This is a genomic window from Streptomyces sp. NPDC041191, assembly GCF_055591945.1.
In genome coordinates this window covers 234939-260825 of sequence record NZ_JBVIZC010000004.1, presented here as the reverse complement: position 1 = coordinate 260825, position 25887 = coordinate 234939, and the positions used below count along the sequence as shown (strand labels likewise).

The 25887-nt window shown below is 73.9% G+C and carries 29 protein-coding genes and 1 pseudogene; 14 read left to right on the top strand and 16 right to left on the bottom strand.

Going from position 1 to position 25887, the window contains the following annotated elements; translation table 11 throughout:
• Window positions 1-32: 32 nt before the first annotated feature.
• From ACZ6AQ_RS09970 to ACZ6AQ_RS09955, 4 genes are all read right to left on the bottom strand, one after another.
• Window positions 33-911: a DUF2382 domain-containing protein gene (locus ACZ6AQ_RS09970; RefSeq protein ID WP_468758874.1), complete on the bottom strand. Its 879-nt coding sequence runs from the start codon at window positions 909-911 to the stop codon at window positions 33-35.
• A 189-nt stretch (window positions 912-1100) separates the two neighbouring features.
• Window positions 1101-1928, bottom strand: a complete 828-nt coding sequence (locus ACZ6AQ_RS09965; protein WP_468758873.1) for a hypothetical protein — start codon at window positions 1926-1928, stop codon at window positions 1101-1103.
• Complete coding sequence (locus ACZ6AQ_RS09960) at window positions 1928-3202, bottom strand: VWA domain-containing protein (RefSeq protein WP_468758871.1); 1275 nt, start codon at window positions 3200-3202, stop codon at window positions 1928-1930. Before ACZ6AQ_RS09960 ends, ACZ6AQ_RS09965 begins: the two co-directional genes overlap by 1 nt.
• Before the next feature lie 78 nt (window positions 3203-3280).
• Window positions 3281-3544 (bottom strand): DUF6296 family protein, encoded by a 264-nt coding sequence (locus ACZ6AQ_RS09955; protein ID WP_468758869.1) that lies wholly within the window; start codon window positions 3542-3544, stop codon window positions 3281-3283.
• Window positions 3545-3911: 367 nt separating this feature from the next.
• Here ACZ6AQ_RS09955 and ACZ6AQ_RS09950 point away from each other — a divergent pair, with 367 nt between their 5' ends.
• Entirely contained in the window at window positions 3912-4136 is a 225-nt protein-coding gene (locus ACZ6AQ_RS09950; protein ID WP_388689583.1) for a DUF6458 family protein, read from the top strand.
• Window positions 4137-4300: 164 nt separating this feature from the next.
• Here ACZ6AQ_RS09950 and ACZ6AQ_RS09945 read toward each other — a convergent pair whose 3' ends face one another.
• Window positions 4301-4732 carry an ATP-binding protein gene (locus ACZ6AQ_RS09945; protein WP_388689582.1) on the bottom strand — a complete coding sequence of 144 codons (432 nt, stop codon included), beginning with the start codon at window positions 4730-4732 and terminating at the stop codon, window positions 4301-4303.
• Window positions 4733-4923: 191 nt separating this feature from the next.
• Here ACZ6AQ_RS09945 and ACZ6AQ_RS09940 point away from each other — a divergent pair, with 191 nt between their 5' ends.
• The gene (locus ACZ6AQ_RS09940; RefSeq protein ID WP_468759259.1) at window positions 4924-5781 is read left to right on the top strand and encodes an RNA polymerase sigma factor SigF; all 858 of its coding nucleotides are present in this window, start codon (window positions 4924-4926) and stop codon (window positions 5779-5781) included.
• 174 nt (window positions 5782-5955) lie between these two features.
• Here ACZ6AQ_RS09940 and ACZ6AQ_RS09935 read toward each other — a convergent pair whose 3' ends face one another.
• Entirely contained in the window at window positions 5956-6759 is an 804-nt protein-coding gene (locus tag ACZ6AQ_RS09935) for an endonuclease I family protein (protein WP_388689580.1), read from the bottom strand.
• A gap of 198 nt (window positions 6760-6957) precedes the next feature.
• A complete protein-coding gene (locus ACZ6AQ_RS09930) occupies window positions 6958-7422 on the bottom strand; it encodes an Lrp/AsnC family transcriptional regulator (RefSeq protein ID WP_468758868.1) in 465 nt (154 codons plus the stop codon).
• 183 nt (window positions 7423-7605) lie between these two features.
• On the opposite strand from ACZ6AQ_RS09930, the gene ACZ6AQ_RS09925 reads away from it, so the two are divergent.
• Both ACZ6AQ_RS09925 and ACZ6AQ_RS09920 read left to right on the top strand, forming a co-directional pair.
• Entirely contained in the window at window positions 7606-8724 is a 1119-nt protein-coding gene (locus ACZ6AQ_RS09925; RefSeq protein WP_468758867.1) for an asparaginase, read from the top strand.
• A 168-nt stretch (window positions 8725-8892) separates the two neighbouring features.
• Entirely contained in the window at window positions 8893-9111 is a 219-nt protein-coding gene (locus ACZ6AQ_RS09920; RefSeq protein ID WP_468759258.1) for a transposase, read from the top strand.
• A gap of 447 nt (window positions 9112-9558) precedes the next feature.
• Here ACZ6AQ_RS09920 and ACZ6AQ_RS09915 read toward each other — a convergent pair whose 3' ends face one another.
• Window positions 9559-10140, bottom strand: a complete 582-nt coding sequence (locus ACZ6AQ_RS09915; RefSeq protein ID WP_468758865.1) for a hypothetical protein — start codon at window positions 10138-10140, stop codon at window positions 9559-9561.
• A gap of 541 nt (window positions 10141-10681) precedes the next feature.
• On the opposite strand from ACZ6AQ_RS09915, the pseudogene ACZ6AQ_RS09910 reads away from it, so the two are divergent.
• A pseudogene (locus ACZ6AQ_RS09910) lies at window positions 10682-10846 on the top strand (helix-turn-helix domain-containing protein); the annotation flags it as partial.
• 67 nt (window positions 10847-10913) lie between these two features.
• On the opposite strand, the gene ACZ6AQ_RS09905 reads toward ACZ6AQ_RS09910, so the two are convergent.
• Window positions 10914-11495, bottom strand: a complete 582-nt coding sequence (locus ACZ6AQ_RS09905; RefSeq protein WP_468758863.1) for a DUF4303 domain-containing protein — start codon at window positions 11493-11495, stop codon at window positions 10914-10916.
• Between the two features lie 186 nt (window positions 11496-11681).
• On the bottom strand, window positions 11682-12122 hold the full coding sequence (locus ACZ6AQ_RS09900; protein WP_468758861.1) for a GNAT family N-acetyltransferase: 441 nt from the start codon (window positions 12120-12122) through the stop codon (window positions 11682-11684).
• Between the two features lie 165 nt (window positions 12123-12287).
• On the opposite strand from ACZ6AQ_RS09900, the gene ACZ6AQ_RS09895 reads away from it, so the two are divergent.
• Window positions 12288-13061, top strand: coding sequence for a hypothetical protein (locus ACZ6AQ_RS09895; RefSeq protein ID WP_468758859.1), 774 nt, complete (start codon window positions 12288-12290; stop codon window positions 13059-13061).
• A gap of 151 nt (window positions 13062-13212) precedes the next feature.
• Here ACZ6AQ_RS09895 and ACZ6AQ_RS09890 read toward each other — a convergent pair whose 3' ends face one another.
• From ACZ6AQ_RS09890 to ACZ6AQ_RS09875, 4 genes are all read right to left on the bottom strand, one after another.
• Window positions 13213-14589: an NAD(P)/FAD-dependent oxidoreductase gene (locus ACZ6AQ_RS09890; RefSeq protein WP_468758857.1), complete on the bottom strand. Its 1377-nt coding sequence runs from the start codon at window positions 14587-14589 to the stop codon at window positions 13213-13215.
• 239 nt (window positions 14590-14828) lie between these two features.
• Complete coding sequence (locus tag ACZ6AQ_RS09885) at window positions 14829-16007, bottom strand: YncE family protein (protein WP_468758855.1); 1179 nt, start codon at window positions 16005-16007, stop codon at window positions 14829-14831.
• A 194-nt stretch (window positions 16008-16201) separates the two neighbouring features.
• Window positions 16202-16777, bottom strand: a complete 576-nt coding sequence (locus ACZ6AQ_RS09880) for a dienelactone hydrolase family protein (protein WP_468758854.1) — start codon at window positions 16775-16777, stop codon at window positions 16202-16204.
• Between the two features lie 98 nt (window positions 16778-16875).
• Complete coding sequence (locus ACZ6AQ_RS09875) at window positions 16876-17235, bottom strand: hypothetical protein (protein ID WP_468758853.1); 360 nt, start codon at window positions 17233-17235, stop codon at window positions 16876-16878.
• A 192-nt stretch (window positions 17236-17427) separates the two neighbouring features.
• Here ACZ6AQ_RS09875 and ACZ6AQ_RS09870 point away from each other — a divergent pair, with 192 nt between their 5' ends.
• From ACZ6AQ_RS09870 to ACZ6AQ_RS09850, 5 genes are all read left to right on the top strand, one after another.
• On the top strand, window positions 17428-18636 hold the full coding sequence (locus ACZ6AQ_RS09870) for an RNA ligase (protein ID WP_468758851.1): 1209 nt from the start codon (window positions 17428-17430) through the stop codon (window positions 18634-18636).
• 4 nt (window positions 18637-18640) lie between these two features.
• A complete protein-coding gene (locus ACZ6AQ_RS09865; RefSeq protein ID WP_468758849.1) occupies window positions 18641-19558 on the top strand; it encodes a phosphatase domain-containing protein in 918 nt (305 codons plus the stop codon).
• Between the two features lie 65 nt (window positions 19559-19623).
• Entirely contained in the window at window positions 19624-20328 is a 705-nt protein-coding gene (locus ACZ6AQ_RS09860) for a ribonuclease H family protein (RefSeq protein ID WP_468758847.1), read from the top strand.
• Window positions 20329-20613: 285 nt separating this feature from the next.
• On the top strand, window positions 20614-21285 hold the full coding sequence (locus ACZ6AQ_RS09855) for a GNAT family N-acetyltransferase (RefSeq protein WP_468758845.1): 672 nt from the start codon (window positions 20614-20616) through the stop codon (window positions 21283-21285).
• Window positions 21286-21407: 122 nt separating this feature from the next.
• Window positions 21408-22472 (top strand): enoyl-CoA hydratase/isomerase family protein, encoded by a 1065-nt coding sequence (locus ACZ6AQ_RS09850; protein WP_468758844.1) that lies wholly within the window; start codon window positions 21408-21410, stop codon window positions 22470-22472.
• Between the two features lie 184 nt (window positions 22473-22656).
• Here the strand turns inward: ACZ6AQ_RS09850 and ACZ6AQ_RS09845 are convergent, their stop codons facing one another.
• Complete coding sequence (locus ACZ6AQ_RS09845; protein ID WP_468758843.1) at window positions 22657-22947, bottom strand: hypothetical protein; 291 nt, start codon at window positions 22945-22947, stop codon at window positions 22657-22659.
• Between the two features lie 108 nt (window positions 22948-23055).
• Between ACZ6AQ_RS09845 and ACZ6AQ_RS09840 the strand changes: the two genes are divergently transcribed.
• Window positions 23056-23673, top strand: a complete 618-nt coding sequence (locus ACZ6AQ_RS09840) for a TetR/AcrR family transcriptional regulator (protein WP_468758841.1) — start codon at window positions 23056-23058, stop codon at window positions 23671-23673.
• 251 nt (window positions 23674-23924) lie between these two features.
• Window positions 23925-24341 carry a hypothetical protein gene (locus ACZ6AQ_RS09835; RefSeq protein WP_468758839.1) on the top strand — a complete coding sequence of 139 codons (417 nt, stop codon included), beginning with the start codon at window positions 23925-23927 and terminating at the stop codon, window positions 24339-24341.
• Window positions 24342-24396: 55 nt separating this feature from the next.
• Here the strand turns inward: ACZ6AQ_RS09835 and ACZ6AQ_RS09830 are convergent, their stop codons facing one another.
• Window positions 24397-25113: a lysophospholipid acyltransferase family protein gene (locus tag ACZ6AQ_RS09830; RefSeq protein WP_468758838.1), complete on the bottom strand. Its 717-nt coding sequence runs from the start codon at window positions 25111-25113 to the stop codon at window positions 24397-24399.
• 211 nt (window positions 25114-25324) lie between these two features.
• Here ACZ6AQ_RS09830 and ACZ6AQ_RS09825 point away from each other — a divergent pair, with 211 nt between their 5' ends.
• The gene (locus ACZ6AQ_RS09825; protein ID WP_468758836.1) at window positions 25325-25756 is read left to right on the top strand and encodes a hypothetical protein; all 432 of its coding nucleotides are present in this window, start codon (window positions 25325-25327) and stop codon (window positions 25754-25756) included.
• The last annotated feature ends 131 nt before the right edge of the window (window positions 25757-25887 follow it).

Below are 25887 nucleotides of genomic sequence, written 5' to 3'. Positions count from 1 at the left end.
GGGCGGGGAGGCGCCCGGACGTCACCGCGCGGTCAGTGCTTCCGCCCGCGGGTTCCCGGGTCGTCGGGGTCGTCGACGCCCTCGACGCCCTCGACCTCGATCTCCTCCTTGCGGACCTCGCCCGACACGGTCTGCTCCTCCGTGACCTCGTCCGCCTTCAGGCTCACCCGCTCCACCGGAACGGTGCGGGTCTCCACGACGGGACGCTCCTCGTGGAGGATCACCTCGTGCTCGTCCTCGGTGAGCTCCGGGCCGGACAGGGCCTCGTCGCGGTTGGCGTCCGTGATCGGCTCGCGCTCGATCCGCACCTCCTCGTGGCGCACGGGCACGGTCTGCTGGACCTCTTCCGTCACCACGTACTTGCGGAGCCTGACCCGGCCGGTCTCGGTGCGCTCGACGCCGACGTGCATCCGCTCCTCGGAACGGGTCATCGCGTCGTCGTCACGCCTGCCCGCGGCGCGTCCGGCGGTGCCGCCCTCGACGTATCCCTCGACATTGCCGGTGGTCCCGGTCCCCGCCGCGGTCCCGGTACCGGTGCCGGAGTGCGCCCATCCGCCTTCGCCGGGCTGGTTGGCCTGCTGCCAGGCGTCGTCCCAGGCGATGCCGTAGTGCTCGAAGAGACGGTGCTCCTCGTTCTCGGAGAGGTGGCCGCCCGCGTCCACGTCCACGTTGGGCGCGTCCTTGATGGTGGACTTGGGGTACGGGACCTCCAGGTGGTCGTCGACCAGGGAAGCGTCCTTGATCGGGACGAAGGATTCGCTGGTGCCGAACATGCCGGTCTTCACCGTGACCCATTCCGGCAGGCCGGTCGCGTCGTCGACGAAGATGTGCTTCGCCTCGCCGACCTTCTTGCCCTCGGCGTCGTAGACGGGGTGGTCCAGCACGGCGTGGATCTGCTCTCGGGCGATCATGTCGACCCTCCTGCTCTCTCTCGTCTCGGTCACCCGGCCTCTTACCACTTGAACCCGTTGGAAACGGAATAAATCAATCTAATTGCAGGGAAAGGCCGCCCCTCCGGGTGTGCGGCGCACGTGCGAAGGCCCCCACCGCGCGGCGGTGGGGGCCTTCGGGGACCCCTCGGGGACCGTGAAGAGAGCAGGTCAGGCGGCGGGCGGGACCCGGGAGGGGCGGCCCGAGCCGCGCGTCAGGACGTAGCCGCCGATGCCCGCCAGCGCGGCGAGGACACCGCCCGCCAGGGTCCACAGCCAGCGGTCGGACCACCATCCGGAGGCCCAGCCGCCCTCCGGGGCCGCCGCCTCGACGGCGGAGGGCCGGCCCGCGTCGGCGTCGGCCTCCGCCCGGTCGGCGGTCGTGGCCCCCGGCACGAGCGGCGCGGCGAGCGCCCCGTCGGTGGCGTAGGCGCCGCCCTTGTCCCGGATCTCCACGCCGACCCGGGCGCCGAACGGCTGTCCCAGGTCCTCGTCCGGCAGGTTCACGACGGTCAGGCGCACGAAGTAGCTGCCGGGCAGCGGGTCGTTCGACCAGGTGTCGGCCGAGGCGCGGACCGGGCGCAGCACGCAGGCGAGTTCCACCGCCGCGGCCTCCTTCGCCGCCGTACGGGACTGCGTGCCGTACATGCACGGCTGGCGGCGCCGCAGCCCGTCGTACACGTCGATCCGCCAGGTGGAGGGCCCGTGCCGCAGGGCGGCGTCGGGCAGGGTGACCGTGGCGTTCACCGTCGGCCGCTGTCCGGTGTCCGCCGGGAACACCCAGTACAGGTAGTCACCCGTGGCGGCCGACGCGGTCGCCCGCTGCCCCGGGAGGAACTTCGCGGCGGTGCGGAAGGTGGTGCCCGCCTCGGTGGGGCCGTCGGCGGACCGGGCATCCGCCGTGGCCGGGGGAGAGTCGGCGAGAGCGGCCGGAGCCGCGGGTCCGAGCAGTGCCGCGCCCGCGAGCGCGGCCGTGACGAGCGTGCGTGCGGTGCGCATCAGTGGGTCCTCCAGACGGCGAAGCGCCAGCGGGAAAGCCAGCCCCAGAGCAGACCGGCCAGGAAGCCGGCGAGGACCAGCGCGCCGAGCAGCCACCAGCCCCGGCCGAGCCCGAACGAGGCCGCGTCCGAGGCCGGGGAAGGACCGTCGACGACGTCCACGGCCAGCTCGATCGGCATGCCGGGCGTCGTCCTGACCGACGGGGGAGCGGAGAAGGAGTTGCTGACCTGGAGGCAGACCGTCTCCGCGACCGGCTTGCCGTCGGCCCCGGTGCCGTCCGTCTCCGGCTTCGGGTAGCGCAGTCCGGTCGACAGCACGTCCGTGCGGCCGTCGCCCGCCTCGGAACCGCGGGTGATCTCCCGGCCGTGGCGGGTGACGGCGCGCAGGAGCACCCCGTAGTCGTCGTTGACGGCGCGGTCGGCCGACACGCTGACGGAGGCGCGCAGTTCCTGGCCGGGCAGCAGGTCCACCCGGTACCAGCGGTGCTCGCCGAACGCCTCGCGGTCCGTGTACAGGCCGGGCTTCAGCTCCGGTGCGTCGGCGCACCGCGCGGCGCCCCGGGCCGCGACGGGCATGACGACCGGGTCGGCCGCGCGGTCGACCAGCTGGCGGACCCGGCGGGAGAGTTCCTCGGTGCGGTGGACCGAGGTGTAGGTGCCGCCGGTCGCCTCGGCGATGCAGGTGAGCTGCTGCCGGGTCCTGGCGTCCGGCACCAGGCCCAGGGTGTCGATGACGAGGTGGATGCCCTTCGCCGCGATCTCCCGGGCCACCTGGCAGGGATCGAGCGGGGCGCAGGTGTCCTCGCCGTCCGTGATGAGCACGATCCGGCGGGTGGCGTCCCCGCCCTTCAGGTCCTCGGCCGCGCCGAGCAGTGCCGGGCCGATGGGGGTCCAGCCGGTGGGGGCCAGGGTGGCCACCGCCGCCTTGGCCTCGGTCCGGTCGAGCGGTCCGACCGGATAGAGCTGACGGGTGTCCTTGCACCCCTGTTTGCGGTCCTGCCCCGGGTAGTCGGCCCCGAGGGTGCGGATGCCGAGCCGCACCTCCTGGGGCACCGCGTCCAGCACCTCGTTGAAAGCCTGTTTGGCGGCGGCCATGCGGGACTTGCCGTCGATGTCCTGGGCCCGCATGGAGCCGCTGACGTCGAGCACCAGCTCGACCTTGGGGGATTCCTTCGCCGTGGGCGTGTCCGCGACCGCGCCCGTCGGCAGGAGCGCGGCGCCCAGGGCCGCGAGCAGCGCGCAGGCCCCGGTCGCCAGCCGTTTTCTCGTGATCATCGCCGGATCGTATTGATGATCGTCCGACAAACCAAAACCGGAGGGGCGGCGCAGGTCCGGGCGGTCCGGGGCCCGGCGTCAGGAGGAGGCGCCGGAGTCCTCGGCGTCCTCGGCGTCGGGGAGCGGGCGGACCCGCACGGCGTGGGCGGGATCCTGGTGTCCTCCCGAGGGCATGACCCGTATCTCGCCCCGGTCGCTGATCTCCGCGCGGATGATGCCGGTCGCGTCGGTGTAGATGGGGTGGCCTCCGGAGCCCTTGTACATCGTGCGCTCCACGACCACGACGTCCCGGGTGGCCCCCGTGGCGTCCGTGAACACCAGCTCGTATCTGGATATGCTCATTTGCCCTATTTTACGCCGTTCTGGGGATGTCGTTGTCCGCCGTACGCCCGGGGGGCACCGTACGGAAGGGGCGCGGTGCGCGGAAGGAGGCGGGCGGCGGAGCTTCCGGCGGAGGGGCGGCCGCCGGGTCCGGCCGCGCCCTGGCCCCGCCCGGCCCGCCGCCGTGCCGGACGCGGGTCCGCCGGCGTGGGGCGGTCGCCGGGTCCGGGCCCCGGCCGTACGCCCTCCGGTGGCGCGGGTGCGGACGCCTCCCGGCCGCCGGGGAACCCCTGACCACCCGTCACCGGGCGCAAGCGCGGGGGGACATCGGGGATGAGGACGCGGGTCCGGGGTAGCCGATGCCCATCACACCCACTAGGGAGGAACCATGGGTCTCGGAGCTTTCATCATTCTGATCGCGGTGGGGGCCATTCTCACGTTCGCGTCGGACTGGCAGATGGACGGGGTCAACCTCGACCTGGTCGGTCTGATCCTCATGGCCGTCGGCATCATCGGCACGGCGGCCTACGTCAGCGTGCTGCGCCGCCGCCGGATGGTCGTTCCCCCGGTCGCCCCCACGGTGGCCGAGGACGACCGACGGGACCTGCTCTGAGTGGACGGGCCCGCCCTCACCCCCGGGAAGCGCGACGCGAGAGGGGCGACCACGTACAGGACGTGGTCGCCCCTCTCGCGTCGCGCTTCCCGGTCTTCTCGCTCTTCTCGCTCTCCTCGGCCTTCTCGGTCTTTCGCCGCCCCGGCCCGTCCTTCCGCCGCCGCTCACCGGTCCACCGTCACCGCCGCGTGGATGACCTTGCCGTCCGGCCGGGGGTCCACCGTGACCTCGCGGCACAGGCGCAGCACGATCGGCCATCCGAAGCCCCCGGTGCGCAGCTCCTCGTGGAGTTCGTACCGGGGGGCCCGCCTGCTGGAGTCGGCCACGGAGACGGTGACGCGGTCGTCCCCGACGGCGATCCCGAAGCCGGTGATCCCGCCGCCGTGCCGGTGCGCGTTCGTGACCAGTTCCGAGGTGACGAGGAGCAGGTCCTCGACCTGGTCCGGCGGCAGCGGCCCGAGGGCCGCGAGCGTGTGGCAGACCAGCTCCCGCGCCTGGGCGGGCGTCCTGACCGGTGACGGGTCGTGGGTTCCGGTGCCGGGGCGGGGCACCGCGGCCGCCGGCTCCGGGTGCCGGGCGTCGCTCCGGGTGTTCATCACGGGCCCCTTTCTTCCTGATTCATCAACAGGTGTTGTGATTCGCCTGCCCGATCGCACAGAAGTGATGCGCGCCACTCCCGGGGGTGAAGTCGCCGGAATCACGGGAATGGACCGGGGAAGCGGGGGTACGCGGGCCGGGACCGCTCAACGGACACGGTGAAAAAGGAGGTTGTCCCGTGCGGACCGAGATGGCCGAGGCGAAGACGACGCGCGTGACGAGCGATGCGCATGAGGACCTGCCCGTTGTCGAGGCCCCCCACGAGGTCGCCCCGCAGGACGCGCGCGCTCTGACGAAGGTGTTCCTCCGCGAACTGGCGGAGCGGGAGGAGGGCACCGAGGAGTACCAGTACGTCCGGAACACCCTCATCGAGATGAACATGTCGCTCGTGCGGTACGCGGCGGGCCGTTTCCGCGCGCGTGCCGACGAGATGGAGGACATCGTCCAGGTCGGCATGATCGGCCTCATCAAGGCGATCGACCGCTTCGACCTCGCGCGCGAGGTGGAGTTCCCCACCTTCGCGGTGCCGTACATCGTGGGGGAGATCAAGCGGTTCTTCCGTGACACCACCTGGGCGGTGCACGTCCCCCGTCGGCTCCAGGAGGCGCGGGTGGAACTGGCGAAGGCGACCGACGAGCTGAGTTCGCGGCTCGGCCGGGCGCCCCGGGTCGCGGAGCTGGCGGTGCTGATGGGGCTCTCCGAGGAGGAGGTGATCGAGGCCCAGCTCGCCTCCAACGGGTACAACTCCACCTCGCTGGACGCCGCGATCGGCGGCGACGAGGAGGACGAGACGGCCCTGGCCGACTTCATCGGCGAGGAGGACCCGGCCCTCGCGCTGTTCGAGGACTTCCACACCCTCGCTCCGCTCGTGGTGGCCCTCGGTGAGCGCGACCGGCTGCTGCTCCACCTGCGCTTCGTCGAGGAGCTGACGCAGGCGCAGATCGGCGAGCGGCTCGGCGTCTCCCAGATGCACGTCTCGCGGCTCCTGGCCCGCAGCCTGAACCGGCTGCGCGAGGGGATGCTCGCGGAGTCCGGCACCGGGAAGTGAAGGACGGCCGCACGCGCGGCGGACAGGGCTCGCGCCCCCGGGACACCGGGGGCGCGAGCCCTGTCCGCCGACGCGGGCACCCCGCCCCGTACGGGAACGGGCCCGGAACCCCTCCGGAGGCCGACGGGACGGACCGGGAGGCTCCCCGGCCGGTCCCCCCGCCCCCGGGCCGGACTACCAGATCGCCTCGACCCACTCCGGGTGGTCGATGAAGGGGTTCCGGTTGCCCTGGTAGGTGGTGAAGACGATGTCGTTGCGGCGCTCCTCGAAGGCGCTCGGCGGGTCCTGCTCGTTCCACCGCTTCAGGACGGAGAGGCGGCCGTGGAAGGGGACGCTGCCGTTGGAGGTCGACTCGTTGGGCTCCAGGTCCGGCCGGCCGTCGTCGCCCTCGTAGCGGACCGCCATGTAGAGGATCATGCGGGCCACGTCGCCCTTGTCGGCGTCGCGGGGCTCGAAGGAGTCGCTGTCCGTGTAGCTGCCGGGCGCGCCGCCGACGGGGCTGCCGCCCGTGTCGAAGTCCTTGTTGCCGCGCGCGCTGTTGACCTGGACGTCCGCCGCGCGCAGATGGTGCAGATCGGTGCCGGGGCCGGCCGTGGTGCCGAAGTTCCCGTGGGACTGGGCCCAGGTGTGCTCGCGGTTCCAGTTGCCCACGGAACCGCCGCTGAGGGACTTGGCGCGCGAGACCCCGCTGTAGAGCAGGAGCACGTTGGCGGAGTTGTTCGGGTCCTGGTCGAGGGTCTTCAGCGCGTTCCAGACCGCGTCGTACGAGATCTTGGTCTGGCTGCTGATGATCGTGTGCAGCGAGGACTTGAGGGCCGGACCGGTCTTGCCGATCGCGTTCTTGTAGTACGTGCTGTCGTAGGCGGTGGTCGTGGCGCTCGCGGGGGTCGCGGTGACGGCGGGGAGGGTGAGGGTGACGAGGGCGGCGGCTATGGATGCCGCCCATGCCTTCCGACGACGGGGCTGTGCAGCGGACATGGGGGTGCCCTTTCCCGGGGACGGCACGCGGTGGAACACGGGCCGGACGCGAGTGCGCCGTGTTCTACGCGTGTTGACTTCTTGTCAGCCGGGAGCGTGGCACGGGGGAGGGGCTCTACGTGTAACCGGGAGGAGGCGTTTCCGTGACGTTCTCGCATACGGGGGCACCGGACGCCCGCCGCGGCCGTCCGGGGCGCGTCATCCGCCCCGGACAGCCACCGGCATCCCCTTCGGCTCCTTGATCCGCTTCATGATGATCTGCGAGTTGACCTCGGTGACCCCGGCCAGCGTCGTCAGCCGCTCGATCCACAGCCGCTCGTACGCCGCGAGGTCCGCCACCGCGATCCGCAGCAGACAGCCCGGACTGCCGAACAGCCGGTACGCCTCGATCACGTCCGGCACGTCCTGGAGCGCCTCCTCGAACGCCTCCACCGTCTCCCGGTCGCGCCGCACCTCCACCGAGACGAGCACCTCGAACCCCCGCCCGACCGCCTCCGGGTCGATGACCGCCCGGTAGCCCCGGATCACCCCGTCCCGCTCCAGCTGGCGCACCCGCCGCAGGCAGGGGGAGGGGCTGAGCCCGACCCGCTGGGCCAGCTCCTGGTTGCTCAGCCGGCCGTCGTCCTGGAGCTCGCGCAAGATGTGGAGGTCAATTCGGTCCATGGCGCAATCTTCTACCACGACGAAACATTTCAGCGGCTTTCTTCGCAATCGCCTTGCGCACCTTTTGTCCTATCCTTGCGTCCTCACAGGGGCCTCCCCGGCCGGACGGAGAACCGCCGACGCCGGACGGGGCCCTCCAGCACGGGTCGGAGACCTACGGATACGGAGTCGGGGACGGCACTCATGAAGCGGACGCACGACGGGGACGCGCGCAGGATCGTCGTCATCAGCACCGGCGGCACGATCGCCAGCCGCTGGCAGGGCACCGGCTACGCGGCCGACGCCTCGGGCGACGACGTCCTGGCCACCGCCCCCCTCCCCGAGGGCGTCGCCGTCGAGGTCGTCGACCTCTTCAACGTCAACAGCTCGCGCATGACGACCGCCCACCAGCTCGCCCTCCTGCGCACCGTCCACGAGACGTTCGCCGACCCCGGCGTCGACGGCATCGTGGTCACCCACGGCACCGACACCCTGGAGGAGACGGCCTTCCTCCTGGACCTGCACCACACCGACGCCCGCCCGGTCGTCCTCACCGGGGCCCAGCGCCCCTTCGGCACCGGCGACGGCGACGGTCCCGGCAACCTGTACGACGCGCTCCAGGTCGCCTCCACCGTCCGCGGCCTCGGCGTCCTCGTCGTCTTCGACGGACGCGTCCACGCGGCGCGCGGCACCGTGAAGTACCGCACCCTCGCCGCCGACGCCTTCTCCGACCCGTCCGCCGAGCGCCTGGGCCGCGTCGGGTTCTCCCGCGTCGACATCGAGCGGCGGCCCGGGCGCTCCGCCCCGCTGCCCCTGCCCGCCGCCGCGCGCACGGCGTCGCCCGGCGCCCCCGGAGCCGTCCCGCTGCCCCGCGTCGACATCGTGACGCACCACTCCGACGGCGACCCGCTCCTCCTCGAAGCGGCCGTCGCCGCCGGCGCCCGGGGCGTCGTCCTCGTCGCCACCGGCGCGGGCAACGCCACCCCCGAGATCGCCGCCGCCGTCGCGGACGCGGTCGCCGGCGGCGTCCTCGTGGCCGTGACCACCCGCGTCCCCGCCGGACCGCTCGCCGAGATCTACACCGGCGGCGGCGCGGTCGACCTGGTCGCCGCCGGGGCGCTCCTCACCGGCACCCTCCGGGCCGGCCAGGCCCGGATCGCGGTCCTCGCCGCCCTCCTCGCGGACGAGGGCGGCGAGGACCGCGAGGGCGGACCGGCCCGCGCCACCGCCCTGCTGCGCCGTCTCCTCGACGGCCCGGGGCACGCGGAACCGGACCTCGCCGCCGACGGCTCCCACCCGGCCCCGGCCACCACCCGCGCCTGACCGGCGCCCCGGAAGACCCCGGCTCGCGGGCGGCGCCCCCCGTACCCGCCCGCGAGCCGGAACCAACCCCCTGACCGATCGTTTCAGAATGAGTTCGGTCAGGGGCCTGGCAGTGGGGCCGATGGGCGGCGGAGTTCCGCAGGTGCCGGAGGATCTTGTCCTGGTGGCCTGTGGGATCGCGTCGGCCCGTTGCTTCCGCCTCGACCGCCGCGGCGCCGGCGGTGTCCGGCCCGGCTGCCCGCAGATGATCGTGCGGCTCCGCGCGGGATCGCCTGTGTCCTGAGCACGGGCGTGACCTGGTCGGACGTGCCGGCCGAGACGAACGGCCGCAGTGGGGCGACAGGCCGGCGGCACGACCAGCCCATTTCACCCCTCGGCGAAGGATGAGAGAGGCTCACTGCACGATCGGACGGAGAGGCTCCACGAGCTCCTCGGCGGCGACGGCCACGAGACGCGCGGACGTGTCACCATCCGGCAATGCCCCCGCATATCCGATGGCCTCCGCAGGCGAGAACGTCGGCAGCCTCTGGCGCAGTGACCGCACAGCGTGCACGCGTCCGCGCGCAGCGGCGACGTCGCACACGCATCATGCAGACCGTCTACTGCGGTGCGCACCGGCAGCCCACGTGTCCGGGGCTCGGTGGCCGGCCGCCCGTCCGAAGCCGGACGATGCGCCGCCTCGTTCGACCTTTGCGCACAGATGCCACCGGCCGTGCTGCAACGACTGCTCGGTATCAGCCCTGTGGCGGCCGAGCGATGGTCTGCCGACGCGGTCGGGGTGGCCTGTGCGGCCGAGATGGCCCGTCGATCGTGAGCCGCACGTCTCGGCCGCTGTCAGGCTTCGATACGAAGCCACGTGTTGCCGGCGCGAAGCCACAGAAGACCGTCGCGGCCCTGACCGCAGCGCATGACCACCCGTCCGGGTACTCGAATCCTGCGCCGCTCGGTCACACTCCAGGTATCACCCTCCAACTCGGCCCGCACCACTTCGGTCGACCTCTGGTTGTGAACGCGTTTGGTCAGGACCGCTCGACGGTCCCGCACGGCGAACCCGTCCGGGTCACGCACCGGGCTGGGCCAACTGGTCACCTCGCCGGTCGACGGGGTGATCCGCGTCAAGAACGTGCCTCCCCGCCGACTGCCGGAATACCAGATCAGCCAGACCCGGCCCCCTTCGGTGGCGGCGGCGCACCCCTCCAAAGGCACGTCAGGAAGGCGACCTTCCGGAGCCCAGGTCGCCCGGCCATCGGCGCTCCAGCCGGCAAGGCCGGCTGCAGACTCCGGATGCCCTCCGTAGATGCCCTCGTCTCCGTAGGCCGTCCAGATCGACCCTCCGTGATCGGTCACCAGGGCAGGAATGTCGTCGCCGATGCAGAAAGAGGCTTCTTGGTCACCGTTCTCCAGAGAGAACACCATGGCGTTCGGGCTCCATGCTCCCGACTCCTCCTTGCCCGTCCGGCCGCTCGCGACGAGGAGCCGGGACTCCGGGAGGAGAGCGATGTGGCTCGGCCTGAGCGGGATGTCCCTGATCGGTCGACGTTGAAGTGCCCCGTCAGTCCGGCGGATCACGAGCACCGCATCGAAGGGTACTTGCGGGCCCCACCCCACCCACCCCTTCACGTAGCGGCTTCGGCGGAGGCGCTGCCGATGGACGAGCAGAACAGCCAGCTCCCCCGTCGGGCCAACGGTCCACCACAGAGGACGTCGTCCCGCCCACAGGTCCGTCACGGGCGGCTTCCAGACCCTCCGCACGTCGACCGTCGACACCACATCCCCCTGCTTTCGGCCGCAACACTCGAACGTAGGTGCTGACGAGAGGAGTGTATTGATGCCGGAACAGGCGGCGAAGCCCGTGCCGTCCTGCGGCTCCGGGGGAAGGGCCGACGCGGGAAGGTCCAGAACGCGGGCAAGGGCGGCTGCGGCGGCAGCGCAATGACCAGGCAGGTGTCCGCAGGCCAGGCGGCAACGGATCGGAACGCGTTGGCGGCGTCTTCCCGCCTCGCGGCAGACCCTGCTCGTCCCGGCCCGCCCGCGGTGCGGTGACACCTGCGTCCGGCTCGCCGCCGGGTTCGGCATCGGCACTGCCACCGCGTACCGCTGCATGCGCGAGGCCGTCGACGTACCGATCTCCGGCCGATGAGAAGGACGCCGCCGAGGACGAGCCTCCGTCGTCGTGCGGACGATCGGCCTCAGACGGTGTCGGTCTGCAGGAACTCCCGGAGCTCCGCCGTGCTGACCTGATCGTTCAGAGCGGCGTTCCACCGCGCGATGTCGTCACCCGAGACGTCGGCGTCGAGTGGGAGGAAGACCCGGACAGCGTTCGGCCACTGCTCGAAGAACCCACGGGCAACCGAATCCGTCAACGCCTGTGAGATGGAGTCCCACACCGTCCTCCGGAACTCACGAAGGCCCGGCACCGCGACGGGGTCGGTGCTCGGACCGGTGAAGCGTTGCTTCGCCCGTTCTGCCTCGGCGCGGATCGGCGCCAGCGGGTCGTCGATCCCCTCGGCCCCGACGATGTCCCCATCCCACTCGCCGAGGTTCCATTTCACATCAATGGCGAACTCCGGGTCCTCGGCGGTCATCTCGTCGAAATGTCGCCGCGAGTGCGCGAAGGCGACGATCGACGTGGCGTCGGCGTCGGTCGCGATGCCGACGCCGACCACGTCGTCCGCCGGCAACTGCCCCGCGACCGCCTGGACGGCCCGTTCGAGCGCCGGCCCGAGGCGATCGGACCAGTCACGTGCCCACGCGCGGAGCTGAAGATCCATGGCTCCATTATTGACCCCGTCCGATCGGACGTCCCCGACGCCGACGACCACGAACCCGGCAGGATCCCGATGAAGCCGCCGAGCGGGCCCGGTGCCCACCCAGCCGAACGAGAGGGCTTCCAAGCCGGGTAGCCGGGTGACGGCAACGTGACCCGGCTACCCGACCAAGGGCGGCCGGAAAGCCCGTCAGGCCCGCCGCAGGGTCACGAACGGGACCGTGTCGCCCGGCAGCACGTAGCGCTCGACCTCCGCGAAGCCCCGCGCCAGGGCGAATCGCAGCCCCTCCTCGTTGGAGGCCAGGACCACCGTCTCCACTCCCTCGCCGCCCAGCGTCCGCGCGTGCGCGAGCCCCCGCTCGTACAGCGCGGTCCCGACGCCCCGGCCGCGGAACCCGGGCAGCGTCCTGGCGATGACGGTCGCCGCCGGGGTCTCCCCGTCCGGCGGGCGCACCGTCGAACAGCCCACCGCCACGTCCCCGAGGTACGCGACGTCCAGCCGGTTGCGGCCCGCGCGCTCCCGCACCTCGTCGTGGGAGAGGAGCGCCGTGGGGACGACCGCGTTGTGGACGGCGCGCCAGTCCGCGAGGCCCGCCCCGCTCCGCGCCCGCTCGATACGAAGACCGTTCATCCCGGCAGACAACCGTGAAGGGGCCCGCCGGTCAACCGCTTTCGCGGCCCGCGCGGTACCCGGGAGGGCGCGTCCGTACGGGTGGGGGCGGGGTCCCGGCGGCGGCCCCGGCCTCCGAACGGGTACGGATCACCGCACTGTTCCCGGCCAGGAGGAAGCCGTCCCATGTCCGTCCGCAAGGGCGCCCCCGCGCTGCTGAGCGCCGGCACGCTGTGCGCGGCCCTGTTGCTCACCGGCTGCGCGGGTCCCGCCGTCCCGTCCGCGCCCGCCCCGACCACCGCGACCGCCGACGGCGCCCGCCCCCGCCCGGGGCCGCCGGGCGGGGGCGCCTCCGTCCCGGCTCCCGAATCCCGGCTTCCGGGGGTCGGACCCGTCACCCGCGCCTCCGTCCCCGCCGGCACCTCCCAGGTCCTCCTGGTCACCGGCGCCACCCCCGACTCCAACACCTCCACCGCGACGCTCCACGTACGGGACCGGACCGGCCGGTGGAAGGCGCAGGCCGGACCCTGGCCCGCCCACAACGCGCTCCGGGGCTGGACCGCCGACCACGACGCGGGCGACCTGCGCACCCCGATCGGGGTCTTCCGGCTCGGCGACGCGGGCGGCCGGCTGCCCGACCCCGGCACCCGCCTCCCGTACGACCAGGACGAGCAGTTCGCGGTCAGCGGCACCGGTTTCGCGGGCGAGCCCCTCGAAGGCTCCTTCGACCACGTGATCGCCATCGACTACAACCGGGTGCCCGGCCGCACCCCGCTCGACAAGGAACGCCCTCTCGGCGCCGAGAAGGGGGGCGGCATCTGGGTCCACGTCGACCACGGAGGCCCCACCCAGGCGTGCGTGTCCCTGGACCGCGCGGCCATGCGCGAACTGCTCCGCGCCCTCGACCCGGCCCGGCAGCCCGTCGTCGTCATGGGCCCCGCCACCGAACTGGCCCGCTGACGGGGCTTCCACGTCCACGGGGGGGGCCACGGGGCCGGGCCGCGCAGGCGCCGGACCCCGCGCGCCGCCGGTCCCGCCGCGAGGCGCCCGCCCACGGCGACGGCGGGACCCCCGGCCCACCGCCGGGAGTCCCGCCGCCCGTCCTTCCCGCTCAGCCGCCGGACTTGACCCCGCCCCGGAACGAGGCCGTGTGGGTGCGGACCTGCTCCGGCGTCAGGTACGCGTCGGTGTACTCGAAGTCCCGCAGCGTCCCCGCCTTGGAGGCCAGGAATCCGGTGCGCACGTAGTCGTCCCCGGCCACGGCGTTGAGCAGCCAGTTCGTCAGCACCCGGGTCTTGGCCACGTTGGTCCGCAGCGCGCCCCAGTGGTAGGCGCGGGCCACGGCCTGCGCCGGCATCCCGTGGAGCTCCACGCCGAGCGGCTTCGAGACCCCGTCCATCCCGCCCAGGTCCACCACGAGACCCAGGTCCTTGTGCCGGTACGGGTGGGTCGGCTCGCCGCGAAGGGTCGAGACCAGGTTGTCGGCGACCGCCTTGCCCTGCCGCATCGCGTGCTGGGCCGTGGGCGGGCAGATCGCGCCCTCCTCGCCCTTGGCGAGGTCGGGCACCGCCGCCGCGTCCCCGAGCGCCCACACCCCGTCGAGCCCCGGTACGGCCATCTCGGGCGTGACGGCGGCCCGGCCCTTGACGGTCTCCGTGCCGAGCGTGCCGATCAGGGGGCTCGCGGCCACCCCGGCCGTCCAGATCAGCGTCCGGCTCGGCAGCACCCGCCCGTCCGTGAGCGTCACGGTCTTCTCGTCCACCGAGGCCACCGAGACGCCGAGCGAGACCTCGATGCCGCGCCGGGTCAGGATGTCCATCGCGGCCTTGCCCAGCTTGTCGCCCAGTTCGGGCATGAGCTTCGGCGCGATGTCCACCAGGTGCCACTTGATGAGCGACGGGTCGAGCCGGGGGTACCGCTCGACCGCGTTCTGGGTGAGCAGCTGGAGGCAGGCCGCGGTCTCCGTCCCCGCGTAACCGCCGCCGACGACCACGAACTGCAGCCGCGCGGCCCGCTCCGCCTCGTCGTTGCTCGCGTCCGCCAGGTCCAGTTGGGCGATGACGTGGTCGCGGATGTACGCGGCCTCCGCGAGCGTCTTCATCCCCCGCGCGTACTCGGTGAGCCCCGGGATGTCGAAGGTCCGGGTCACGCTGCCGGGGGCGAGCACGAGGTGGTCGTACGGCTCGTTCACGTACTCGCCGGAGATCGTGCGCACCACGCAGACCTTCGCCGCCGTGTCGATCCCGACCACGCCCCCGGGGACGATCCGGGTCCGGTGCCGCTCGCTGCGCCGCAGCGACAGGGCGACCGACTGCGGGGTCAGGACCCCCGCCGCCACCTGGGGGAGCAGGGGGAGGTAGAGCTGGTACGAGAACGGCGAAAGGAGCGTGATGACCGCCTCCCGCTCCGCCAGCCGCCGTTCGAGCCTCCGTACACAGGCGACTCCGGCGAAGCCGGCGCCCACCACGAGAATCCTCGGTCGCGTCACGCTGTCCGCCTTCCGTATGAGCGTGCAGGGAGCCATGGGGTGTGGCTGAGTGTGATCATGTAATACTTTTTCGCTGAATATTCCTTGTTCACTCTTTTTATCGCCATTACGGCTGAATCGCTCTTCGGAGCGGTCCGTTCCGGTCCGGCGCCCTCCGCCACCGGCTACCCGCTCGCGGCCGTTCTCACCGGCCTTCCGCCGCCGGGACCGCCTCCGGCGGTCCGTCAGGGGGGCGGGCGTCAGAGGACCGCGATCCCCAGGGGCCGCGAACCCGCCGGGAGCCGGCGGGCGGCACCCGTGGCGAGGTCGACGACGGTCAGGACGTCCCCGTACCCGTCCCGGGTGAACCCGCCGGTCACATAGGCGGTGCGCCCGTCCCGGGACACGGCCACGTTCTCGTGCGGCCCCTCCAGCGGATACACCCGCTCGGACCCGTCCGGCGCGCGCACCGTCAGGGAGGGCCCGTCGTCCACCGCCGGGTCGATCGGCCCCGTGCCCACGGCGAGCAGCGTCCCGTCGGCGGTCACGGCGACCCCGTGCTGGTGCGTGTTCGCGGTCATCGGCTCGATCGCCGTCCGGCCCATACGGGGATCGACCACGGCGAGCCGCTCGCCCTCGAACGGCAGCAGCAACCTCCCGTCCGAGGGCCGCACCGCCGCGTAGTGCGGTTTGAGCCAGGAGCCGAGCCCGCCCTCCGTGCCGTACGGGGCGACCTCCACCCGCCGGGGCTCCAGCGTCCCCGCCGTCACGACCGTGACGTCGAAGGAGTCGTGGTTCGTCACGTACACCTCGGCGCCGTCCCCCGACACGTCCACGTCGAACGGGCGCCGTCCGACCGGCACCGCGCCGACGACCCGCAGCGACGCCGTGTCGATCACCTCCAGCACGCCGTTCCCGCCGGGCACGTTGACCCCCGCGTACACCCGCCGCCCGTCCGGGGCGAGCGCGATGCCCATGCCGCCGCCCCGGTACTCGCCCGTGGTCACCGGCCCGGTCCCCGTCCGGTACGGGACCAGCGCGAGCCGTTTCCGGGACGCGGTGTCCACCACCGCCACCCCCTCGGCGGTCGCCACCCAGGCGCGCCCGTCGGTGCCGACCGCCAGACCGTACGGCGCGACGCCCGCCTTCACGGACCCGGTGGCCCCCCGCGCGGGATCGACGAAGGTGACCGTGTCGGAACCGAAGTCGGCGACGAGCAGGGTTCCGGACGCGGCCCCGCCGGGGGAGGGGGCCGGGGTGTCGGAGGGAGCGGTGCCCGCCGGGCCCGGAGCGGACGGGCCGGCGGGCATCCCCGTCCGCGTGCCCGTCCCGGCGGCCGTGCCCCCGGTCCCCGGGGCGCACCCCGTCAGCAGGACGGCCGCCACCGCGCCGGACACGAGGGTGCGGGCGGCGCGGGACGGACGGCGGGACTTCGTCATGACGGACTCCTCGGTGCGGCGGCCGCGCGGGCGGCTCCGCGGGGGCGGGCCCGCGCCCTGTCCCGATCCTCCGCCCGTGTCCACCCCCGCCGGGTCCACCGTTCGGACGACACGGGGTCGGCCGGAAGCCCGGTCCGCCCCTTCCCGGGCGGTCGTGGGCGCGCCCTTTCCCGGCGGTCGTGGGCCGGGCCGGGTCACACCGCCGCGAGGCCGTCCAGGAAGCGCAGCGCCCGCTCGGCACAGAGCGCCGCCGCCCCGGGCACGAAGGACGGCGTGCCGCGCTCCGCGAACAGGTGGGCGCTCCCCGGGTACAGGAACAGCTCCCGGTCCGCCGCGCCCGCCACCAGCTCGCGTGCGGCCGCGAGGTCTCCGTCGTCGGTGAAGTACGGGTCCGCGTCCATCCCGTGCACCTGGACGGGCACGCCCTCCGGCCACTCCTCCGCGAAGGCGTCCACCGGCAGGCAGCCGCCGATCAGAAGGGCGCCGAGGGCTCCGGGCCGGGTCTGCGCCAGTTTCTGCGCGGGCATCACGCCGAGCGAGAACCCGGCGTGGACGAGGCGTTCCGGCAGCTCGTCGGCGATCCGGCCGGCGCGCTCCATGAAGCCGGTCCGCGAGGAGTGGGCGACCCCCTCCGCCAGATCCTCGAAGGTGCGCCCTCCGTACAGATCGGGCACGTGCACCGTGTGCCCCGCCCGCCGCAGCCCGTCGGCGAACGCCTCCACGCCCTCCGTCAGCCCGAGCGAGTGATGGAAGAGCAGTACCTCGGCCATGTCGCCGTCCCCTTGTCTCCGCGCGTGTCCCGCCCCCTCGCGGCGCGAGCCGTCCCGGTGGGCAGCATGGAGTACGGCACGGACAGCGCCCGGCCCGGCTACCGCAGCGGCCGGTGCGGGACGACGGCGCCCGCCTGGCCCACGACCCCCATGGGGCCGGTGACGCCCATCGGGCCCCCGGCGCCTCCCGGCCCGGCCTGGCCGCCCGGCCCCGCCTGGCCCCGCGGGCCCAGCGGGGCGTTCGGCCCCGCCGGGCCGCCGGGACCGGCGTGGGACGCGCCCGCGCGCGCGTGCGAGGCGGCTCCCTGCGGGGCGGGACCGCCCTGCGGGGGAGCCGGAATGACCCGGCTCAGGTCCCGCAGGACCTCCTCCGCGACCTGGCGGACGTCACCGGGAACATCCCCCCGCTCCCGTATGAGCTCGGCGTAGATCGGTGCCGTGCCGTCCGCGTGGTTCATGGGGTTCGCTTCTTTCGTCTGCGCCGGTTCCGTCACCGGCAGGGCGACGGCGAGTCTACGGGGCACGGCCGACACGCCCGGGACGGGGAGTCCGCCGCGACCTCCGCCGACGGCTTCCGGTCCGATAATCAGTGTCCTTCACGCCTCTCCTCACCAAGAATGGATCACCGAAACACCACGGGAGGGGACCCCATGAGCCAGGACACCCTGACTCTGCACGACCTGATGCCGTCCGACGAACTCGCCGCCGCCCTCGCGGACGGACACGTGACGCGGAAACCGCATCCCGGACTGCCGCTGTCGATCTACACCTACACGCGCGCGTGCCAGTACGCCCAGCACTGGAACCGGGCCACCCTCCGCTGCCGCGGCCTCGTCGCCGACGACACCACCGGGCGGGTCGTCGCGCTGCCGCTCCCCAAGTTCTTCAACCTCGCCGAGCACGCCACCGGCAGCCCCTACGCGCCCCCGCTGCCCGACGAACCCTTCGAGGTGTACGACAAGGTCGACGGCAGCCTCGCCGTGGTCTTCCACTACGCCGGCCGCTGGCACGCCGCCTCCAAGGGCTCCTTCACCAGCTCCCAGGCCGTCTGGGCCCAGCGCCGCCTCGACGCCGCCGACACCACGGGGCTGACGCCCGGCGTCACGTACCTCGCGGAGATGCTCTACCCGGGCAACCGCGTCGTCGTGAACTACGGCGGACGCCGCGACCTCGTCCTGCTCGCCGCCCTCGGCCCGGACGGCACCGAGGTGCCGCTCGCCGAGGCCGCCGCCTCCTGGGCGCCGCTCGGCAGCGTCGTCCGCACCTGGTCCGTCGCGAGCGTCGCCGAACTCGTCGCCCTCACCGAGTCCAACACCCTGCCGGACGGCCGCCCGGCCACCGGCACCGACGCCGAGGGCTTCGTCCTGCGCTTCGCCTCGGGCCTGCGCGCCAAGGCCAAGCTCGGCGAGTACGTCCGCCTCCACAAGGTGCTCACCGGGGTCACCGAGCGGGACATCTGGCGCGGCCACGGCATCCAGCGCTTCGCCGGCCTGCCCGCCACGCGGCTCGCGAACGGTCTCGGCTGCTCCGTCACCGACGTCGAGGCGTCCGGCGGCAAGCCCCTCGACGCCCTCCTGGAGCAGGTCCCCGACGAGTTCGACCACTGGGTGCGCGGGGTGATCGACCGTCTGGAGACGGCCGCCGCCGACCGGGAACGGGCCGTGGACGAGGCGTACGCCCGCCTGGCCCACCTCGCCGGCGACCGGGCCGCCTTCGCCCGCGCGGCCGCCGCCCTGCCCGACCGGGGCCTGCGCGCCGCCCTCTTCCAGCGTCTCGACGGACGCCCCACCGACCTCCTCGTCTGGCGGCAGATCCGCCCCGAGGCCACCGACCCCTTCGCCCACGACGAGGAGAACTGAGACCGTGCCCGTCGTCCACGTCATGACCGGTCTTCCCGCCTCGGGGAAGACGACGGCCGCCCGCGCCCTCCAGGCCGGCGCCGAGGGACGCGTGCGCCGCGTCAACCTCGACGACCTGCGGGCCATGCTCGACCTGCCCGACCCGGAGCGGGGCCGCTCGCACACCCACGAGCAGACCGTCCTCGCCGTCCAGGACGCCGCCGTCCGCGCGGCCGTCGAGGGCGGCTTCGACGTCGTCGTCGACAACACCCACCTCACCCCCCACATCCCCAAGCGGCTCAAGGCCGCCGTCACGGGCCTGGACGTCACCTTCGCCGTCCACGACCACACCGGCGTGCCCGTCGAGGAGTGCGTCCGCCGCGACGCCGCCCGCGAGCGGCCCGTCGGCGAGGAGATCATCCGCGTCCTCGCCGACAAGCACGCCAAGGCCGTCCGGGGCGGCTGGCGCCTCACCGCCGAATGGTTCGACGACCGCCCGGCCGTCGAGCCCTACGTCCCCGACCCGGCGCTCCCCACCGCCGTCATGTGCGACATCGACGGCACCCTCGCCCTGCGCGTCGACCGGGGCCCGTACGACTTCACCCGGTGCGACCGCGACGTGCTCAACCTCTCCGTGCGCGACGCCCTGAAGGCGTTCCGGGACGCCGAGGACGACCGGATCGTCCTGCTGTCCGGACGCAGCGAGGACCACCGCGCCCTCACCGAGGACTGGCTCGCCCACCACGACGTGCCCTACGACGAACTGTGGATGCGGGCCTCCGGCGACGGCCGGGGCGACGACCTCGTCAAGGCGGAGCTCTTCGACGCCCACGTACGCCACCGCTACGCCGTCCGCGTCTCCCTCGACGACCGCGACCGCGTCGTGGCCCTCTGGCGCCGCATCGGCCTGCCCACCTGGCAGGTCAACTACGGCGCCTTCTGAGCGGCGCGCCCCGGCCCCGCCGGGGGCGGGTCCGGCCGCCCCCGGGGCCGTGTCAGGATCGTGGGATGGTGGAGAAGATCATCGCGGCGTGCGACGGCGCGTCGAAGGGAAACCCCGGCCCCGCGGCCTGGGCATGGGTCATCGGCCGGGCCGACGGGTCGGTCGACCGCTGGGAGGCGGGCCCGCTCGGCCGGGCGACCAACAACGTGGCCGAACTCACGGCCCTGGAGAGGCTCCTGGAGGCCCTCGACCCCGGCGTGCCCGTCGAGATCCGCATGGACTCGCAGTACGCCATGAAGGCCGTCACGACCTGGCTCCCCGGCTGGCGCCGCAAGGGCTGGAAGACCGCCTCCGGCAGCCCCGTCGCCAACAAGGACCTGGTGGTCCGCATCGACGCGCTCCTCACCGGCCGCGACGTCGACTTCGTGTACACCCCCGCGCACCAGGTGGACGGCGACCCCCTCAACGACGCCGCCGACCGCGCGGCCGGCCACACCGCCCGTACCCAGGAGGCCGCGGGCTCCGCCTCCGGCGCCCTGCTCCCCCCGCCGGAGGCGCCCGCCCGCGCCTCCGCGCCCCGCTCGCGCTCCTCCGCGCCGTCCGGGCCCAGGGCGGTGTCGGCGAACGGCTCCGCCACCCGCCGGACACGCCCGTCCGGCGGCACGCTCAAGGCGAGATTCGCGGGCCGCTGCCGTTGCGGCAGGGCCTACGACAAGGGCGAGACCATCAGCAGGAACCCCGACGGCTGGGGCCATCCCACCTGCGTGTGAGCGGCCGGGCCGTCCGACTGGCGGGCGGCCCCGTCCGTTGCGTGAGACCGGCGGAACCGGGGCGGACGAGAGGCTTCACCCCCGCGTGCGCCCGGGTTCGCCAGGGGTTCTGTTCTCCGAGCGGTTGTGGCTGCATACTGTCCTCCTCGCACCGGTGACGAACCGCTCTCACCTGCTCATTCGTCGTTCTCACGACCTGGTCGGCACCGGCGAGAACCTCCCTCCAGCTCCGCCGCGGACTCTCCGTGGCGGAAGCCTCCCTGCCCGTGAAAGACCCGAGGTTCCGTGCCAGTACCTGTTCTCCTGACCGGGCGCTCCGTGCGCCTGGAGCCGCTGGCGATGCGGCACGCCGAAGCCCTCGCCCGGGCCGGCGGGGCGGACCGATCGGCCTACGCCTTCACCCCCGTGCCCGACGGCCTCGAATCGGCCCTCGACTACATCGCCCGTGCCCTGACCGATCAGGCGGCAGGCCGTTGCCTGCCCTTCGCCCTGGTCAGTACGGCCGACGAACGGGTCGTCGGTTCGACCCGGTTCCTCGAACTCGACTACTGGCGGGGCCCGCTCGTCTGGCCCCCCGTCCCGGGCATGCCCCACGGCGATCCCCTGACCGCCGTCCCCGACGCGGCCGAGATCGGCAACACGTGGATCGCGGGCGCCGCGCGGGGCACCGGCGTCAACACCGAGGCCAAGTACCTCATGCTCCGGCACGCCTTCGACGTCTGGGGCGTCCGGCGCGTCACCCTGCGCGCCGACGCCCGCAACACCCGCTCCAGAATCGCGATCGAACGTCTCGGAGCGACCTGCGAGGGCGTCCGCCGCGCCCACTCCCGGGGCCTCGACGGAGCCGTCCGCGACACGGCCTTCTACTCGGTCCTCGACGAGGAGTGGCCCGCCGTCCGCGACGTCCTCGAACTCCGCATGACCGCCCCGCGCCGGCACGACCTGCTCCCGGCCTGAGGACCCGTGACCGCCGCCCCGCTCTCCCGGGGCGGCGGTCACGGGCGCTCCGGGGCCCTCCCGGCGGGCCCGGTACGGTGGCCGGAACAGCGAGCCGCACCACCCGAAGGGACCGAGTGACCGTGCCGACCGGAACCCCCGACGTACTCCTCCGGACAGAGGGCCGCGCCGGGTTCGTCACCCTGAACCGGCCCCGCGCCATCAACGCGCTCACCCACGCCATGGTCCTCGCCGTGGACGCCGCCCTCACGGAGTGGGAACACGATCCGGCCGTCACCACCGTCGTCCTCGAAGGGGCGGGGGAGCGGGGCCTGTGCGCCGGGGGCGACATCCGGGCCATCCACGACGACGCCCGCGCCGGAGGCGCCGCGTCGGCGGCCTTCTGGCGGGACGAGTACCGGCTCAACGCCCGGATCGCCCGCTACCCCAAGCCCTACGTCGCCCTCATGGACGGCATCGTCATGGGCGGCGGCGTCGGGCTCTCCGCCCACGGCTCCCACCGCGTCGTCACCGAACGCTCGCGGGTCGCCATGCCCGAGACCGGCATCGGCTTCGTCCCCGACGTCGGCGGCACGTACCTCCTCGGGCGCGCCCCCGGCGAACTCGGCACCCACCTCGCCCTCACCGGCGACCGGGTCGGCGCCGCCGACGCGATCCTCACCGGCCTCGCCGACCGGTACGTCCCCGCCGCCGCGCTCCCCGCCCTGGCCGGGGAGCTGACACGGCTGCCCGCCGACGAGGCCCTCGCCCGGCACGCGGCCACGCCCCCGCCGGGCGTCCTCCCGGAACAGCGGGAGTGGATCGACGCCTGCTATACCGCCCCCGCCGTCGAGGAGATCGTCGAGCGGCTCTTCGGCACCGGCGTGCCCGCGGCCAAGGAGGCGGCCACCACCCTCCTCGCGAAGTCCCCGACCGCTCTCAAGACGACGCTCGCCGCCCTCCGCCGCTCCCGCGCCCTCGCCACCCTGGAGGAGGTCCTGGACCTGGAGTACCGCGTCTCCCGCGCCGCCCTGGCCACCCCCGACCTGGTGGAGGGCATCCGTGCCCAGGTGATCGACAAGGACCGCGCCCCGCGCTGGCGCCCCGCCACCCTCGCCGAGGTCACCGACGCGGACGTGGCCCGCCACTTCGCCGCACCCGCCGACGGCGACCTGGGCCTCGCCGCCGGCCTCCCGGCGGCTCCCTGAGGGAGGACGACACCGCGGGCGGATTCCGGGGCCGGCGCGATCCCGGCCCGCCATCGCGGTACTGGGCGAACGGCTCCGGCGTGTTCGGTGTTCGGTGATCGATGGCGGTCGGCGTCCAGGTCGAGCGGCCAACGCCCGCCCGGGCCCGGATCGAGCTGTGGCCCGGGCGCTGCGCGGACTGCTATCACTCGGACCGGTAGGAGCCCACTTCGTCCAGATGGGTCACGCTGGGCTGCTCCGTACAGATCTCGCTCAGGGCGGCGCGATAGCGCTGGAAGGAAGGCAGCTGGTGGTGCGGGGCCTCCGCCGGGCCGCCCTCGGACTCGATCAGGGCCAGAAAACCGCCGCTGTCGTCGAGGCGGAAGGTGTCGTAGCGCAGACCGGACGGGCGGAGGCGTTCGAGGTCCGCGTAGACGGCGCGCAGCAATGCCACGCTCTGCTCCACCCGTTCCGGTCTGACGGTGTATCGGATCATCACGCGCATGCTGCCCCCGTTCTCCGTGGCGCATCGGTCGATGCGTTTTCATCGGACAGACTGTCTTTCGTAAGACATGCTGTCAAGCGAATGCTAGGGTGCGGAACCATGCCCCCGACTCGGAAGTACGAACAGCGGCTGCGCGCCCGGGCCGCGGAAGAGACGAGGCGCCGCATTCTCGACGCCGCCTGCCAACGCCTGCGCGAGGCGCCGTCCGAGCCGGTCGGCGTGGACAAGGTCGCCAAGCTCGCGGAGGTGTCACGTTCCACCGTCTACACGGTCTTCGGTTCACGCGCGGGCCTGTTCGACGCGCTCGGCATGGACCTGCTCGAGCGCGGCGGATTCACCGAGATGGTGCGCGGGGTGCTCCACCCTGATGCCCGGGAGGGCCTGCGCCGCGGCGTCCACGGCAACGTGCTGATGTACGCGGCGCACCGGGACGTGCTGCGCGCACTGTTCTCGATGGCACAGCTCGACGCCGAAGCGGTCGCCGGCGCGGTACAGCGCCTCGAACGCGGACGCGCCGAAGGCATGAACGGCCTTGCCGGCCGACTCGCCGAGCAGGGCGTGCTCCGCGGCGGCCTCACCGCCGCCCAGGCCGCCGACGTGCTGTGGCTGCTGACCGGCTTCGACAGCTTCGACCTGCTCTACACCGGCCGCGCACTGCCCCTCGACCGCGTCAGCGCGACCCTCGTCAGCACCGCCGAGCACGCCTTGTGCTCCTGAGGGGGCGGCGCGCGTCCGGCGGACGGGCGTGACCGACCCGTCGTGCACCCCTCGTCCCACAGACCTCCGGCCACCGGAGGAAGGGCCGGGAACCCGATGCCCTCCACCGGTTCCTCCGCTTCGACCGTGCCCGCGACGCCCCCGGGGGCCTGTCCCGCCGATCACGTCGGACCGCTCGGCGCCGCGGGGCTGGAGCGCGGGCGGGCTGCCCTCGCTCTGTCGCCGATGAGCGGGGGCATAGGATCGCCGGCATGGGCATGCGACAGGACATCGAAGAACTGGTGGAGGAAGCCGAACGGCAGATCCGCGAGCACACATGGGTCCTGTCGGCCAACGACCGTACCGTCGCGGCGCGGGCCGCCGCGGATCTGCGCGCCGTCCTGGACGGCCCTCGACCCCAGCAGGAGCTGCCCGCGGTCACCCGGCTGGGACACCTGCGGGAAGCGCTTGCCGCTGTGGCCATCGCCCTCGCCCACGTACACGGAAGCATGGCCTGGTTCCTCGGCGCGGCTGCCACCGCCCTCACCCCGATCCTGCACTGGCGTGCCGTACCCGCCGGGCACGGTCCCACCTTCGGCGCCGTCTCGCCGACCCTCCAGCAGTACGCGGAAGCCGAAGAGGCGATCCGCCGGCTCCACAGCGCCCTCGCCCGCATCGCCACCGCCTGACCCCGCCGGGGCGCGTCGCGATCGCCCGGGCAGGACCCGGTCCGGTTCGTCCGGATCACTTCCGGGCGGCGCGGGGGTGCGAAGCCGGCGCCGCCGCGGGTTCCACGCCGCCGCCGAGGGCGGCCGGTTCGCCCAGGGCTCCGGCCGCCGTCCGCCACGCCTCGGTGACGGCCCCGTGCGCGAGCGCCGTCGCCTCCGCCACGTCCCCGGGCAGGATCAGCGGCGCCCCGATGTGGACGTGCAGGCCGGGCCTGCGGACGGGCGCCGTGAGCACCCCGGCGAGCTGCTTCACCCGCCCGCCGGAGGTGATCCGCCGGGCACCCGCCTGCCCGATCGGCACGACCTGCGCCCCGGTGGCCAGGGCGAGGCGGGCGAGCCCGGTCCGGAAGACCTCGGGCGGGTTCTCGGCGGCGTCCCGGCGCTGCGGGACGCGCCCCTCCGCGTACAGCATCACGTGCCGCCCCGACGCGAGCGCGACCGCCGCGTGGTCGAGGGCGGTCGCCGCGTGGGCCGTGCCCCGGTGCACGGGCACGTGACCCTCCCTGGTCAGGGCCCGTCCGAGGACCGGGACCCTCCAGAGCCCCGAGGCGGCCATCAGGACCGGCTCGACCGCCAGCCGCCGCCGGAGCGCGGCGAGTACGAGCGCCGGGTCCGCGAGCGAGGTGTGGTTCACGACCAGGATGCTGCCGGGCGCGAGACGCGCCCCGGGGTCGGCGGTGACGGTCAGCCGCCCGAAGAACGGAACGACGCGGGCGGCGATGCGGCTGAGCACGGAGGGCCCCCTGGAGCCGAGGAGGATGCGTTGACGCCGTCATCGTCGCGGGCCGCCGGGGCCCCGGCACGGGCGGACGTACTCAACTTCCGTACTCATCCCCGGCCGGGGCGGGAGCCGGTGGTCCGGCCCGTCTCCGGCCGGTCTAGGCTGACCCCGAGGCCCGGCACGAACGCCCGGCACGACGGGCGGCGCGGGGGAGGTGCGGGCGGTGGGGCGTTCCACGCGGCGGCTCGCGGCCCTCCTGCCCGTGCTGCTCTGCGCGCTCTGGTCCCTCTTCCTCGCCCCCGTCGCGGACGCGGCCGCCCCGGCGCCCGTCTCCGCCGGGACCGTCCCGGGCCCCACGATCGCCCGGGCCGTCACGGGCCCGCCGGACCGCACGGTCCCGGCCCCCGGACCCGCCCACCGCCTCGCACCGCCGGAACCGCACCTCTCGCCCGTCGCCGTCGCCGGGTTCCCGGCCGCCGTCGAGCACTCCGTGCGCTTCCCGGCGCCTCCCGCCGCCCCCACGGCCGCGCCCGTCGGCTCCTCCCCGCCCGTACGGGGGCTCCTCGCCGGTGACCCCCGCCGCGAGCGGGCGCCGCCCGGCGGCCCCCACGTCCCGAGGGACCCCCGCGGTCCTCCCCCCACCCGGCACAGCTGACGTTCCTCCGCGTCGCCGTCCGGGGCACCGGCATGTCCACGGACCGGTCGCCGACGCGCATCCGACCGTACGTCCGGCACGGGAACGGTCCGCGCGCCCTTCCGGGGCGCGCGCCGGCCCGTGCGCTGCCT